This window comes from Leisingera thetidis (assembly GCF_025857195.1).
GTDB classification, from domain to species: domain Bacteria; phylum Pseudomonadota; class Alphaproteobacteria; order Rhodobacterales; family Rhodobacteraceae; genus Leisingera; species Leisingera thetidis.
On sequence record NZ_CP109787.1, the window covers coordinates 3,759,969 to 3,773,275 of the forward strand.

Genomic DNA, 13,307 nt, shown 5'->3' on the forward strand with positions numbered 1-13,307 from the left:
GCCGGGAGAGGACCGCAGCCGCTTTTTTCGAAGTGTCAAATCCCGGCGTTGGAAGACAAACGGCTGGCAATATACTGAAGAAAGTCCCAGACAGTGCCTTCGTAATCGTCCCCGGCCAAGGGACCCGGTTCGTAATACTTGCTCTTGATGGCCCGGGTCAGGGTTTCCAGCTTGGCCCTGTCCTCGGCATTGAAAGCGTTGGCCAGCGCAACGTAATCCTTTGCCTCCTGGTTTTCCGGATCCGGGTTGAACCCGGCCACACCCCAGCGGATCGCCACGCGGTCCGCACCTACCGGCCGAAGGCACAGGTACAAGGTAAAGTGAGTGGCCACCGAAATCAGCAGGTTTGGAAAGGCGCAGGTCAAAAGCGTATTGCGGCGTTCGTCTTCCGTCAGATCCTCATGAAAGGGGCCGCGATCCGGCCATTCGGGATCATAGAAGGAATGGTAACCCGTAAAGCCTTCCCCCTTTGCTTCGAATTTCCGGCACAACCGGGTCGGAGTGATCGGGTGCAAAGTCTTCAGGTGGGTTGCCGACAGATGATAGCCTTCCAGAAAGTTCTCCATCAGGCTTTTCCAGTTGGTGTTCCACACTGCTTCATCGGTAAAGACCACGTGGCGCATTTCGTGATGATAGTTGGTCATCAGATCCGAAAGCGCCTGCACTCGCGGTGCTAATGGCGACGCCTCGCCGTCAAGGTTGACGAAGATGAAGTTTTCCCAGATTTCGATCCTGAACTGCTTCAGCCCGCATTTTTTCTGATCAAAGGTACGGACCTTCTTCATCAGAGGCGCCGTTTTCAATTCTCCGTTCTGACCGTAGGTCCAGGCATGATAGCCGCACACAAATCGCTTGCGGTTTCCCTTGGCCTCCGTTTCGACAAGATTGCCGCGGTGGCGGCAGACATTTGACAGAACACGAATTTCGCCGTCCTGATCGCGGGTGACAAGCAGCTCTTCGCCGACCAGCTCAGTTGTGAAAAAGTCGCCAGGCTCGCGTACTTCATCGACATGACCGAGACACACCCAGTCCTTGTGGAACAGATGCTCTCTTTCAAAATCAAGGAACGCCTCGGAGGTGTAGAAGGCACCGGACATGGCCCGTGCATCCAGTTGATCCGTGTTTTGCAGATCAGCCAGATCGGCCCGGATCTTCTCGATCGTCATTGGGTTTTCGTGTCCCATTGCAAAATCCTGCAGAAATAAGGCGGATAAGTTGGTTGGAAATCCGCAGTGTTGAGAGTTTTGGCCGCGTTTGTCCGATCGATATCGGTTTTCGCTGGCGAGGTTTCGGGACGCGCATTCGCGGTCCGTTCAGAAACAAATGGGCTGCAGGCATCGTCGATAGACGGCCTGACCGGTCAATGGCAGCTTGAGCCGGGGTCTGTTTTTTGCGCTGTGCATTGAAACTGCCTCAGAGGATAGCCACTTCGGGAAGTTCCCCGAAGTGGCGTTCGTTCCTAGGAGTCGAACCACCAGCGCTCCGAGCAGCGCAGACCGTCCATATCCCAGCCGTTCGACAGTTCACCATGGGCGACGTTCGAGGTCTTGGCATCGATGAAGTCGGCGAAGACCGGAACAACGATGCCGCCGTCGTTATGAATAATCGCCTGCGCTTCATGGTAGAGCGCTTCGCGGCGTTCTGCATCTCCTTCGCCGCGGGCTTCACTCAGAATGGCTTCCAACCGCTCAGTCGACCATTTGGTCTCATTCCAACCGCTCGCAATCGCGGCTTCGGAATAGGCTGACGACAGCATAGCATCCTCGGTGACACGACCGGACCAGCGTGTTGCGAAGAACGGCTTCACCGACCAGACGCTGGACCAGTAGCCATCTTCAGGTTCGCGCACGACTTCGATATTGATGCCGGCAGCGGCTGCGTGCTCGCTAAACAGCTGCGCCATGTCCACCGCACCGGTAAACGGCGTGTCCGAAACATGCAGCTTGACTGTGACATCTTCGGCGCCGGCTTCCTTCATCAGCGCTCTCGCCTTTTCAGGATCATAGGCGTGCTGCTCAAGGTTGGCGTTGCAGTTCGGATACGCCGTGGAAATCGGGTGGTCGTTACCAATCGATCCATAGCCACCCAGGATTTTCTGCAGGACGTCCTCGCGGTCGATGGCGTATTTCAAGGCCTGGCGGACCTTAACATCCGTATACGGATCAGTATCCGTCCGCATTGCGAAGGCATAGTGGGCCTTGCCCGGCGTCTGGATCAGGTCAATGCCCGGCTGGCGGCTGAGCAATCTCGCAGTCTTGGGATCCACGAAGTTCATGGCGTGAATCTGGCCGGTGCGCAGCGCGGTGGTACGCGCCGTAACATCTGCAATGGCCAGGATCTCGACGGAGTCGAAATGCGCGCGTCCTTCTTTCCAGTAGTTCGGGTTGCGGGTCGCGACGGATTTGGTCCCGGGCTCGAAAGAGTCGAGGATATAGCCGCCGGTGCCGTTGCCCGCATTGTAGTCGGTGTCACCCTCTGGAATGATCGGCATCCACTCGATGGACATCAGGTGGGCAAAGCCCGCGTCGGGAGCTGACAATTTGATCGTCACCTCATGCGGGCTGGTCGCAGAAATCTCTTCGATATGGGCCAGAAGTGCCTTGTTGGAAGATTTCGTATCGTCGCCCCGGTGCAGATTGACCGAGTAGACAACATCAGCTGCGGTCAGCGTCCTGCCGTTGTGGAACTCTACACCCTTGCGGAGTTTGAAGACCCAGGTCTTCTGGTCAGCCGCGGCCTCCCAGCTTTCCGCGAGTTCGGGTTGCAGCACACCATTGGGGCCAGCCTCGATCAGGCAGTTGCGCACCTGCATCTGCAGCATTGAAATGAAACGGGTCTCGATGAGCTGTGGATCGAGCGAGTCCGACAGACTGGAATCCGATGTGCCAATCCGGAAGGTCCCGCCGGACTTCGGAGTGCTTGCATATGCCGGCATCGGCAGGCCATTGGCCCCCAGAAGCGCACCTGCTCCAATCGCGCCGGCACCAGCAAGAAGCGACCGTCGTGTGAAATAATGGTTCATGGTTTTTCCCTGTTGCTGTCGTCGACCAAAATCCGCCGGGCTGAACCCTGATTTTGCGCCTGCAAAACGCAGACATTTGCGCATTAGGTCTAGGCAAATAGACGATGCGGCCATATATCTTGAAAGGCAAGTTGGCCGAGCTATACAAACGTTTAGTTTTGCTAAGCAGACGGAGGGTTAACACGGTTGGCTGCCAAATCTCTGCCTTCGCTGCGCGCCCTGCAGACGTTTGAGATCTTCGGGCGCACGATGTCCGTGTCGGAAACGGCACGTGAAATGAACATCACACCTGGCGCCGTCAGCCAGCAACTCAAGGTATTGGAAGAGCAGACCGGCCAGTCTTTGTTTTCGCGGCGGGGAAGAGGGTTGTTCCTGCGCGAAGAAGCCTCTTCCTATCACAAATTGATCAGCGAAGCCTTTGAACTTCTGCATCTGGCACAAAACCACCTCGACAGTTTTGGCAAGCATACGCAGATTTCAATAAGCGCATTCCCGTCACTTTCGTCGAAATGGCTATACCCGCTGCTGAACGATTTTCACGACGGATACCCCGATATTCCGGTTCACATACAATCCAATGTGCGGGAACCCGACCGCCACCTGGCCACAACGACGTTCCGGATTACGCTTGGGAATCATGCACGAGCCTATCCTCACCAGGCACAGCTATTCACAGACGCCGTTTTCCCTATCTGCACGCCGACATTCCTTGAAAAATATCCTGATGCCGGCAATCCCGAAGTGCTTTCAACCTTACCGCTGATCTACACCGATTGGGGCTCTCATAACGTCGATCTGCCTAGTTGGGCCGATTGGTTCACATATGTGAATGCGCCTCGTCCGAAAGGTAATTCTTCTTGGGTATTCTCGCTATTCTCACTGGCTCTGGAAGCCGCCCTGGAAGACAAGGGTGTTATCCTTGGGCACGCATCAGTAATCGGGAAAGAATTGGAGAAAGGCCGGCTGATTCGCCTTTCAGAAGATCTTCTGGTTTTCCCAAAACCTTATTATGTGTGCTGGGGTGAAGGAACTTTGCAGAACCCATCCGTCAAGAATTTCCTCGACTGGCTTCTTGCGGAAGGAAAACGATGGAATAAATTGTTCGCCGGCCCAAAAGCTCAACTTTAGAAAAGAGCAAGTGTCACATACGCCGGACTCTGGTGCACCAACCAGATGATGGCCAGGATGTCCCTCTCCCCGGATGGGCCCATTCCACGGCTTCAGTGACTGGTATGCCGGGCGCGGCGTATCCGTTCATTTCGGCAATACGGGCCCTAAGCTCTCGGCAGAATGCGGCGCAATTACCTGCCGGGCAATGCAGGTATTGGACTTGCCCGGCTTTAGCAGGCTGCAGAAGAAGTCGGCTCTCGACGCGGCCTGAGGAACATGATTCACCCTCAGCACAATTTCGGCGGGGGTTGGTGATGCGCGGGACGGACGAAGCGAGCGGATCGCTTTTCAGCTATGTCGATCTGGAAGAGCGCATCCCAGCACGGCACCCTCTCCGCAAGATCAGGCAGGTGGTCAACGACGCGCTGGCCAGTCTGGATGCCGATTTCGACGCGGTCTACACCGATTTCGGCCGCCCCTCGATCCCGCCGGAACGGCTGATCCGGGCCAGCCTGATCCAAATCCTGTTCTCAATCCGCTCCGAGCGGCAGTTGATGGAACAGATGCAGTATAATCTGCTGTTCCGCTGGTTCGTGGGCCTCGGGATCGACGATCCGGTATGGGTGCCGACGGTGTTCACCAAGAACCGCGACCGGCTGCTGACGGCCGACATGTCGCGCAAGGTGATGGCGGCTATCCTGGCGCATCGCGAGGTCGCGCCGCTACTGTCGGACGACCACTTCTCGGTCGATGGCACGCTCATAAAGGCCTGGGCGTCGATGAAGAGTTTCCAGCCGAAGTCGGCGGGCACGCCGCCCGGCGATGATGGGCCGGGTGACCCGCCCGCGACATCCATTGCCCCTGCCGCACAACCCGCCCAGACCGAACCCGAGACCTCTCCAATGCCCCGCTACAGCCGCCGCACCCGAAATCCCGAGGTCAACTTCAAGGGCGAGAAGCGTTCGAATGCGACCCATGCCTCGGTCACCGACCCGGACGCACGGCTCTATAAGAAATCCCCTGGCACAGGTGCGGTGCTGTGCTTCATGGGGCATGCGCTGATGGAGAACCGGCACGGGCTGGTTGTGCAAGGCGACCTGACCCGCGCTGACGGCCGCGCCGAGCGAAAGGCTGCGCTGGACATGCTGCACCGCCACTCCCCCGGATCGACCCGGCAGCTGACCTTGGGAGCCGATAAGGGATACGATGCGGCCGAATTCGTCGCAGGTCTCCGCCAGGCCTGCGTCACCCCGCACGTCGCCAGGAAGGCGCGGCAGTCAGCAATCGACGGGCGCACAACCCGGCACAAAGGCTATGCCCTGTACCAGAAGCACCGCAAACGGATCGAGGAGGCGTTTGGCTGGGCCAAGACTGTTGGCGGCATGTCCCAGACCGTCTATCGCGGCGTCGAACGGGTGCGGTCGCGCTTCATCCTGACGCTCGCAGCCGGAAATCTCGCCCGGCTGCCCCGGTTGCTGGCGGAATGAGGCTCGAGGGGGGGACGCAGGCCTGCTTCCAGCCACCCAATCCGGAAGACCGATGAGAGAACTCATTCCACCACGGAGAACAGCGTCCCTCTGGCCTGACTAATTCAGCGGCCTGTTAGAGGAGAGCATTTAGCTCGCTTCGCGGACCCTGCGCTTGAAGGCGACGGGGCGCAGGCAACCAAATGATGAATGGCGTCTGACGGGGTTGAAGTTCTGGCGGAACAGGCTTGGCGCGATGATCCAGGCGTGCTCGCTGCCCGAAGTGCGCTTGAAGCGGCGCCTCGGGCGGACAACGAGACCGTTCGCGCGCATATGCCGGGCTGTGCGATAACAGCCGACCTTGTGACCGTCATCAATCAAGTCACGGTGCATCCGCGGGCTGCCATAGCTGCCGTTCGACAGCGCAAACGCCGTGCGGATATGGGCCCAGACCCACCCTGCCCTGCCGCTGGCACTGACAGACCGGACGGTCGCGCCAGGCAAAGAGCCCGCTCGGACTGGCGCCTAGGGCACGGCACATCCGGCTGATGGAAAAGCTCGCTTTCTCCGCCTCGATGAAATCAAAGCTCATCGACTTGCATCTTTCGCGCAGAAGGCCGCGACTTTTTTAACGGTGTCGCGATCCTGCTTGAGGACGGCGACATCCCTGCGCAAGCGCTGCAACTCAGTAAGCGGCGCCTGGAGGGCACCGGCCTTTCAACTTGACGGCTGGAAATTCCAGGGGAGGAGTTCGCCGAGCCGACTGGCAGGGTGACCTGCAGCGATGGCTTCGAGGGTGGCCTTGAGGTAGGCGAAGGGCTCAGCGCCGTTGATCTTTGCTGTGGTGATGAACGAAGCGATGCGGCCCCGGGCGCGGCCGCCTTCATCATGGCCGGCGAAGAGGGCGTTCTTTCCCGTCAGAGCCAGTTCCCGTTCATTCTGCCCATGTCGGACAAGTTTACCGGGTTCATTATCGTTGGCATGCCAATTTTGGCGCGGATGTGAAGGTTTTCCGCACGCTCAATCGCGGTGATGGCCAACATGTTGGGCTCGAGCGCGATGCGGGGGTCGCGATCCTCGCGCCCGCCTGGATTCTGGATGCTTCGGTTTGTCAGGGTTTCGAGCTTGGCGCACCATTGGTTTCCGCGGATGCGCTTTCCGAACTTCATACGGTTCTCGGGCACCTCGGTTTCCGGCGAGGGTTGAATAGCGACGAGTCACCCATGGAGGCCCCGAATGAAGCATCTCAGATCCCTGACACCGACCCAGTTGCCGCTGCCTTTGGCGCCGGCACCATTGCTGACGGAACCGGAATACCGGTCGATGGTGACAGCCCTGGCGCAATTGCTGCTGACCGCGGCAACAGCCGGTCTGGGAGGGCACAGCAATGAATGACATGGCCCTCACGTTTCCACCGGAACTGCTGAAGCGTCAGGCGGTGATCTACGTGCGCCAGTCGACGCAGAGCCAGGTCATGACGAACCTCGAAAGCCAGCGCCGGCAATACGATCTTGTCGAGATGGCCCGCGGATATGGATTTGCCGGGATCGATGTCATCGACGACGACCTTGGTGTATCAACCAGTGGCTGTCACGCCCGCCCCGGCTTCGAACGGCTCGTGGCCATGCTGTGTTCGGGCTCGATCGGCGCGGTCTTCTGCCTGGAAGTATCGCGTCTGGCCCGCAACGGGCGCGACTGGCATCACATGCTGGAGCTTTGCGGCCTGGTAGATGCGCGTGTCGTGGATCATGACGGCGTCTACGATCCGCGTCATCCCAATGACCGGCTGCTTCTGGGCATGAAAGGCAGCATCAGCGAGTTCGAGCCTGGCGTCTTGCGCACACGCATGGTTGAAGCCGCCCGCGCTAAAGCGCGCCGCGGAGAGCTGCGCTATACCCCGCCGACCGGCTATCTGTGGGATCGTGACGCTGGGGTGATGTTCGATCCCGATCTCCGGATCCAGGAAGCCGTCCGGCAGATCTTCTGCCGGTTTCGCGAGCTTGGAAGTGCCCGGCAGGTTCTTCTGGCCATGTCTGCCGAGGGCGTTCATTTCCCCAGACCCTCCGATGGTATCAGATTGACGAGCTTCGAATGGCAGCCCATTCGCTACCGCAACGTGATCAACGTGCTGAAGAACATGTTTTATGCGGGCGTCTACGCCTATGGTAAGACCGGCCGGCAAGCAGAAATCCGGGACGGGCGCGCGCATGTCACCTACAAGAACCGCAAGTCCCCCGAAGACTGGGATGTGGTGATCAGGGATCACCACCCCGGCTATATCGATTGGGAGGAATATGAGCGCAATCAGGCACAGCTGGCCAGAAACGCTTTCGGGCGCGCGGGCGGGGTCAAATCCGGCCGCGGCGGCGGCGCACTTCTGGCCGGCCTCCTCTGCTGTTCGAGATGCGGTCGGCGGCTGCATGTGGTCTATACCGGCCGCAATCCACGCCCTGTCTACCGCTGTGACACCCCCAACCTTCTTCTGGGACAGAAGCGCTGTATCACCTTCGGCGGGTTCCGGGCCGACAAGCTCATCACCGAGGCCGTTCTTGAGGCCGTGGCGCCATTTGCCATCGACGCCGCTATCGAGGCACGTGCCATGTTGAGCCAAGCCGTGGAAGACAAGCGGCTGGTGCTCGAAATGGAGTTGCAGGAGGCCCGGTACGACGCATCTCTGGTGGAACGGCGCTACGACGCCTGTGACCCGGATAACCGTCTCATCGCAGCGGAATTGGAGAAACGATGGGAAGAGGCTCTGGGACGCGTTCGAAGCTTCGAGCAGCGCCTGAATATGGAGATTGCCGCAGTCCCGGACGTGGATGTCACCCGCCTGGAGCGGCTGGCGCAGGACCTTGAGGCCGCTGGGCGGCTCCGGCGACATCCATGCGCGACAAGCAACGATTGCTCAGAACGCTGATCGAAGACATCGTGGCGGATATCGACGACGATACAGGCGAAATCGTTCTGGTCGTCCACTGGAAGGGCGGCCGGCACACGGAATTGCGCGTCAAGAAGCCGAAGAGCAGCGAACACAATGCCCGCACCAGTGAAGAGGCGCTGGGGGTCATCCGCGAGATGGCGGGACGCTGGCCCGATGAGTCGATTGCTGCCTGTCTCAACCGCATGGGAATGCCGACTGGCCAGGGCAAGACCTGGAATGCGAAACGCGTTTCATCCATCCGGCGTGTGAATGACATTCACGGATACCCGTCTGCTGACAAGGATGGCCCGTGGCGCGCAATGACCGAGGCAGCGAAAGAGCTCGGTGTGACCAATCACGTCATCCGCAAGCTGATAAAGGACGGTATTCTGCCCGCAAATCAGGTGGTCGATGGCGCACCGCACCAAATCCGGACGGCTGACCTGCATTCGGATAAGGTCAAAGACGCTCTCGCACGAAAAGGGCGCCCGTGTCGCGCTGGCCTCGACGACCAGCTATCAATGTTTCCAAGCACTTATGAAGGGGGTGCATAATGACCAACCAACTGCGATTGGGCGGATCAGGTTCTCGACAGCATTGGAGTCGATCTCGACGCGGCCGTCGTGGAGGAAGGTCTGCAGCCCGTCCCACTGCCGGTGGATGTAAGCCAGCTTCTCTCCGAGACGCGACTTTGAGGAGATCCGGCGGCGCTGGCTTTGCAGCCATTCTCCGAACCCGGCGACCAGCGGCGCGGTGCGGGCCTGTCGGGCCGACAGCCGCTGGCCGGGGCCCATGCCGCGGATCTCACCCTCGATGCGGTAGAGCTCCGCAATCCGGCGCAGTCCCTCGGCGGCGATCGTCATGCCGGAGGCGCGCTTCCAGCACGACGCCGTCGCGGTCGAAGACCTCCTTCAGCTTCCTTCGGGCATGCGCCCAGCAATGCGCGACGGTGAACCGCACCGGGTTTGCCGGAGGCTTCAACTCCTGAGTAGGATGAAGCCACAATGAGCAAGACAACAAACAAGTATTCTCCTGAGGTCCGCGAGCGTGCGGTGCGTCTGGTGCTGGACAACCAGAGCCAGCACAGTTCCCGCTGGCAGGCAATCATGTCGATCTCCGCGAAGATCGGCTGTTCGGCGCACACGCTGAATGAGTGGGTGAAGAAGGCGGAAGTCGACAGCGGCAAGCGGGCGGGTGTTCCAACTGATGTCGCCGACAGGATGAAGGCGCTTGAGCGGGAGAACCGCGAGCTGCGCCAGGCGAACGAGATCCTCCGCAAGGCATCGGCGTATTTTGCGATGGCGGAGCTCGACCGCCGGTCGAAGTGATGGTGTCATTTATCCGCTGCCCGGCAGCACATGCGCAGCATGTGCGAGAGGGGACATGCATCGCGGTGAGCATGGGGTCGAGCCGATCTGCATTCGCCATTGTCTCTCGGACCACTGGCGTTCCAATGGCTCCTTCCTGCCGATTGCCCCTTCCACGTATTACGAGCATCTGGCGAAGCGGGCCGATCCGGCCCGGTTGTCGGACCGTGCCCGGCGTGACGCGGCATTGCGGCCCGAGATCCTGCGTGTTTTCGAAGAGAACTGGCGGGTCTATGGCGTGCGGAAGATCTGGCGGCAATTGCAACGGGAAGGTTTTGACGTCGCCCGCTGCACGGTCGCCCGGCTGATGAAAAGTATGGGGCTTCAAGGCGCTCGCCATTGTCCTCGGACCAATGGCGGACAAAGGCTCGCTCCGGGGCAAGCCGCACAAAACCACGGTGCCCGACAAGAAAGCCCCGTGCCCCCTCTCGCACATGCTGCGCATGTGCTGCCGGGCAGTGGATGGACAAGGTAAACCGGCAATTCCGTGTGCCCGCGCCCAACATGCTCTGGGTCAGCGATTTCACCTATGTCGCCACCTGGAAAGGGTTCGCCTATGTCGCCGCTCGCCATTGGGCTCGAACCAATGGCGCCTTCAATGGCTCGCTCATTGACGCCTATGCCCGCAAGATTGTCGGCCCCCTCTCGGCAGATTTGGCATGGCCAAATCGCCTGCCGGTCAATGGGTCGTGTCAGCACTTCGGCGCATGCCGGGTTCGTTCTCGACGCCCTGGAACAGGCTGTTCACGAGCGGCGGCGGACAAAGGCGATGGGGCTTGTTCATCACTCCGACCGCGGCAGCCAATACCTTTCGATCAAATACACAGAACGGTTGGGCGAAGCTGGCATCGAACCTTCCGTCGGCAGCGTTGGGGACAGCTATGAGTTCAAGCGGGTCTGCGCAGCGGATCAAATGATCCGGGGGGATCATTTGAAGGCGCAGAACGCGCTGGCTGAAACGATCAATGGCCTTTTCAAGGCTGAGGTCATTCACCGCCGCGGCCAATGGCGCAACTTCGAAGCCGTGGAATACGCAACGCTCGAATGGGGGGATTGGTTCAACAACCGCCGCCTGCTTGAACCCATTGGGAACATCCCGCCGGCAGAAGCAGAGGCCAATTTCTACGCCGCTCTGGAAACTGAGGACATTGCCGCGTAACTAACTGAAATCAGCCTCCGGCAAACCCGGTGCGGTTCAAGGCGCATGCGAAGCATGCTGCCGAGAGGGCATGAACAGTTTGCCCGAGCCCTTCAGGTGCTCGGCGAGCCGGTCGACTACGGGACCGAGGTGGAAGGCGGCGATGCCAACCCAATCGGCGAGCGTGCTGCGGTGAATGTCGATCCCGGCGCGGGCCAGGATCTGGCTCTGGCGGTATAACGGCAGATGATCCGAGAACTTTCTGACCAGCACATGCAAGATGGCGCCCTCGGTCGGCAGACCGCCCTCGATCAGATGCGCGGGGCCGGTGCCTGGATGACACCCTCGGCGCAGGCGCGGCAGGCATACTTGGGCCGGACAGTGACGATGACACGGAGCTGCGCGGGAATAATATCCAGCCGCTCGGTGCGATCCTCGCCGATCCGGTGCATCTCGCCGCACCCGCATGGGCAGTCCAGGCTGTCCGGCTCGATCACCTTCTCGATCCGCGGCAGGTCCTTGGGCAGATTGCCCCGGTTGCGGCGGGCTGGCTTGCGCGGCGCCGGACCGGTGGACGTCTGCGCGTTTTGCTGCGCCTCGGCCTCGGCCACTGCGGTCTCGAGATCCTCGAAGGCCAGCTGCCGGCCGCCATTGTCGCTCGAACCAATGGCGCATCAATGGCTTGCTCCTCGCTCAGCTTCTCCGACCGCTTGCCATGCACGACCTGGTTCAGCTCGGCAACGAGATGCTCCAGGCGTTTGTTGGCCTCCCGAAGCACATCCCGCTCGCGCAGCACTGCCAGAACGGCGTCACGCTGGTCTTCGGGAATGGCAGAAAGGTCGATGGGCGGGGCGCTGGACATGGCCGGAGCATACCCTGATCTGCCCCTCTGGACGCAGGCTTTCGGCTGCCCGAGTCACTCTGCCACAGCCGGGCAGCGCGCCTCCAGGGACCGCACCCGCCGCCAGTCCAGCCCGGCAAACAGCGCCTCGAACTGGGCGCGGTTCAGCGTCATCGCGCCATTGCGGATCGCGGGCCAAGTGAACGTGCTTTCCTCCAGCCGTTTGTATGCCATAACAAGCCCGCTGCCGTCCCAGAACAGGATCTTCATCCTGTCCGCCCGTTTGGCGCGGAACACAAAGACCGTGCCCGTGAACGGATCTTCCGCCAGCGCTGACTGCACGAGCGCCGCCAGGCCGTCATGGCCTTTGCGGAAATCCACGGGCTTCGTTGCCACCAGTATCCGGACGCCCTGTGAGGGCATCAGCATGTCGTGGCCCCGAGCGCATGCACAATCTCGGCGATCCGCGCTGCGGGCGTGCCTGGTGCCAGCTCGATCCTAACTTCGCCCGAGACGATCCGGATCACCTCTTCCGATGCCGCAATGTCCGGCTCCGGCGACACCTCCGGCGCGGCGCAGACCACCAACGGGGCGAAGATCGGTTCGTCCGGCTCCGCCGCTGGCAACACCAGCTTCCCCTGCTTCGCCAGCCGACGCCAGGCCGACAGCTGGTTCGCTAAGACCCCATACCGCGCCGCCACGCCATTCACCGTCGCGCCCGGCTCAAGCGTATCCGCCACCGCCCGGGCCTTGGCTTCATCCGGCCACCGCCGGTGGCCCGACGCGTAGTTCTCGACGCCCAACGATTTGAGAAACGAATTTGTAGCGCACATTGCGAAACGCACTCCCCAGTGTGAGATGTGCAAGATCTCGCAGCACGGGATGGGCGCTACAACGTGGGGCGCAGACGCCGGTTACGCAACTCAGCGTGCGGATCAACCTGCTCGTCGCGGGGGTCTTCAGCATCCCGGTCCTCTCGGACCCAGCGTGTCTGCGTTGGCAGACCGGTATCAGGACCATCTGAGATTTCGGACCGCGTGCGTCCGCAGGTCAGCGCCAGCTATACCGCTTCGCCCTGAACCCCGGCGCCGGTCGTTTTCCGTGGGACATAGCACACCTCCTGGTTCCTCAGTTGGTGCTCTCCACTTTTCCCGGGGCAAGCCCTCTTGCCGAAACCGCAAAGATGAGCGGCATCGATCCGCAAGACTGACAGGCCGACGTGCTCGACCGTATCCACGATCATACAGTCAATCGCATTGAGGATGCTTCTTCCCTGGAGTTGGGCGCCACAGGCATAAGCCGCGATATCAACCGGCCAGTAGCAGTTTCGGAAGGGTGAACATAAGCGAACGACGTCCCCGCCAACATAATTCCGAGTACTCAAGCCAATTGCCAAAATCTCTCGGCCATGGCGCCGGGAAGCGTCACCACCGCCGAGAGATA

At 60.4% G+C, this 13,307-nt stretch carries 11 protein-coding genes and 4 pseudogenes; 6 read left to right on the forward strand and 9 right to left on the reverse strand.

Features of this window, described 5'->3' with window-relative positions:
• Positions 1-35: 35 nt before the first annotated feature.
• Positions 36-1,166 carry an aromatic ring-hydroxylating oxygenase subunit alpha gene (locus tag OKQ63_RS18115; RefSeq protein WP_264211429.1) on the reverse strand — a complete coding sequence of 377 codons (1,131 nt, stop codon included), beginning with the start codon at positions 1,164-1,166 and terminating at the stop codon, positions 36-38.
• A gap of 293 nt (positions 1,167-1,459) precedes the next feature.
• Positions 1,460-3,022: an ABC transporter substrate-binding protein gene (locus tag OKQ63_RS18120; RefSeq protein WP_264211430.1), complete on the reverse strand. Its 1,563-nt coding sequence runs from the start codon at positions 3,020-3,022 to the stop codon at positions 1,460-1,462.
• 186 nt (positions 3,023-3,208) lie between these two features.
• Here OKQ63_RS18120 and OKQ63_RS18125 point away from each other — a divergent pair, with 186 nt between their 5' ends.
• Entirely contained in the window at positions 3,209-4,150 is a 942-nt protein-coding gene (locus OKQ63_RS18125; protein ID WP_264211431.1) for a LysR substrate-binding domain-containing protein, read from the forward strand.
• Between the two features lie 296 nt (positions 4,151-4,446).
• Positions 4,447-5,619, forward strand: a complete 1,173-nt coding sequence (locus tag OKQ63_RS18130; protein WP_264211432.1) for an IS5 family transposase — start codon at positions 4,447-4,449, stop codon at positions 5,617-5,619.
• A gap of 129 nt (positions 5,620-5,748) precedes the next feature.
• Here the strand turns inward: OKQ63_RS18130 and OKQ63_RS26150 are convergent, their stop codons facing one another.
• The 3 genes and pseudogenes from OKQ63_RS26150 to OKQ63_RS18140 form a co-directional block, all read right to left on the reverse strand.
• Positions 5,749-5,991, reverse strand: coding sequence for a hypothetical protein (locus OKQ63_RS26150; RefSeq protein ID WP_350356288.1), 243 nt, complete (start codon positions 5,989-5,991; stop codon positions 5,749-5,751).
• Between the two features lie 324 nt (positions 5,992-6,315).
• Positions 6,316-6,531 (reverse strand): annotated as a pseudogene (locus tag OKQ63_RS18135) (transposase domain-containing protein); the annotation flags it as partial.
• Entirely contained in the window at positions 6,516-6,782 is a 267-nt protein-coding gene (locus OKQ63_RS18140; RefSeq protein ID WP_264211433.1) for a hypothetical protein, read from the reverse strand. The pseudogene OKQ63_RS18135 and the gene OKQ63_RS18140, both read right to left, overlap by 16 nt.
• 52 nt (positions 6,783-6,834) lie before the next feature.
• Between OKQ63_RS18140 and OKQ63_RS18145 the strand changes: the two genes are divergently transcribed.
• Genes OKQ63_RS18145 through OKQ63_RS18155 form a run of 3 tightly spaced genes read left to right on the forward strand, consistent with a single transcriptional unit; the run spans position 6,835 to position 9,072 of the window.
• Positions 6,835-6,993, forward strand: a complete 159-nt coding sequence (locus OKQ63_RS18145; RefSeq protein WP_264211434.1) for a hypothetical protein — start codon at positions 6,835-6,837, stop codon at positions 6,991-6,993.
• Positions 6,986-8,515 (forward strand): recombinase family protein, encoded by a 1,530-nt coding sequence (locus tag OKQ63_RS18150; protein ID WP_264211435.1) that lies wholly within the window; start codon positions 6,986-6,988, stop codon positions 8,513-8,515. The genes OKQ63_RS18145 and OKQ63_RS18150 overlap by 8 nt, the downstream gene beginning before the upstream one ends.
• The gene (locus tag OKQ63_RS18155; protein WP_264211436.1) at positions 8,482-9,072 is read left to right on the forward strand and encodes a hypothetical protein; all 591 of its coding nucleotides are present in this window, start codon (positions 8,482-8,484) and stop codon (positions 9,070-9,072) included. The genes OKQ63_RS18150 and OKQ63_RS18155 overlap by 34 nt, the downstream gene beginning before the upstream one ends.
• A 9-nt stretch (positions 9,073-9,081) precedes the next feature.
• On the opposite strand, the pseudogene OKQ63_RS18160 reads toward OKQ63_RS18155, so the two are convergent.
• A pseudogene (locus OKQ63_RS18160) lies at positions 9,082-9,466 on the reverse strand (IS66 family transposase); the annotation flags it as partial.
• Positions 9,467-9,522: 56 nt separating this feature from the next.
• On the opposite strand from OKQ63_RS18160, the pseudogene OKQ63_RS18165 reads away from it, so the two are divergent.
• Positions 9,523-11,044: pseudogene (locus OKQ63_RS18165) on the forward strand (transposase).
• Between the two features lie 69 nt (positions 11,045-11,113).
• On the opposite strand, the pseudogene OKQ63_RS18170 reads toward OKQ63_RS18165, so the two are convergent.
• The 3 genes and pseudogenes from OKQ63_RS18170 to tnpA all read right to left on the reverse strand — a co-directional run.
• Positions 11,114-11,885, reverse strand: a pseudogene (locus OKQ63_RS18170) (IS66 family transposase); the annotation flags it as partial.
• Between the two features lie 54 nt (positions 11,886-11,939).
• Entirely contained in the window at positions 11,940-12,293 is a 354-nt protein-coding gene (tnpB, locus tag OKQ63_RS18175) for an IS66 family insertion sequence element accessory protein TnpB (RefSeq protein ID WP_264211438.1), read from the reverse strand.
• Positions 12,287-12,697 carry an IS66-like element accessory protein TnpA gene (gene tnpA / locus OKQ63_RS18180; RefSeq protein ID WP_264211439.1) on the reverse strand — a complete coding sequence of 137 codons (411 nt, stop codon included), beginning with the start codon at positions 12,695-12,697 and terminating at the stop codon, positions 12,287-12,289. The genes tnpB and tnpA overlap by 7 nt, the downstream gene beginning before the upstream one ends.
• Between the last annotated feature and the right edge of the window lie 610 nt (positions 12,698-13,307).